This window comes from Paenibacillus sp. CECT 9249 (genome assembly GCF_918697855.1).
Lineage (GTDB): Bacteria > Bacillota > Bacilli > Paenibacillales > Paenibacillaceae > MSJ-34.
Map to the genome: position 1 here is coordinate 1 of NZ_CAKKLI010000114.1, position 689 is coordinate 689.

Below are 689 nucleotides of genomic sequence, written 5' to 3' on the forward strand. Positions count from 1 at the left end.
GGAGATAGCTGGTTCTCCCCGAAATAGCTTTAGGGCTAGCCTCGGTGGAAGAGTCGTGGAGGTAGAGCACTGATTGGGTGCGGGGCCCGCCAAGGGTTACCAAGCTCAGTCAAACTCCGAATGCCATAGACTTATAACCGGGAGTCAGACGGTGAGTGCTAAGATCCATCGTCAAGAGGGAAACAGCCCAGACCATCAGCTAAGGTCCCCAAGTGTGTGTTAAGTGGGAAAGGATGTGGAGTTGCAAAGACAACCAGGATGTTGGCTTAGAAGCAGCCATCATTTAAAGAGTGCGTAATAGCTCACTGGTCGAGTGACTCTGCGCCGAAAATGTAACGGGGCTAAACACACCACCGAAGCTATGGATTGCATCGACTTCACTGCTTCTTTGAGGCGGTGAAGACCCGCGAGCCATTTTTGTCGGAAGATCAGGTGAAACGATCGACGACCAAATGCTCTCAGGGGCTAACACAGGACTTCGAAGCTGGAGTGAAGTCGATGCAGTGGTAGGGGAGCGTTGTGTATGCGCTGAAGGCGTACCGTAAGGAGCGCTGGAGAGTACACAAGTGAGAATGCCGGTATGAGTAACGAAAAGACAAGTGAGAATCTTGTCCGCCGAAAGCCTAAGGGTTCCTGAGGAAGGTTCGTCCGCTCAGGGTAAGTCGGGACCTAAGGCGAGGCCGAAAGGC

General features: G+C 52.8%; 1 rRNA gene. It reads left to right on the plus strand.

Features of this window, described 5'->3' with window-relative positions:
• Window positions 1-689, plus strand: a 23S ribosomal RNA gene (locus LQ229_RS27000); the annotation flags it as partial.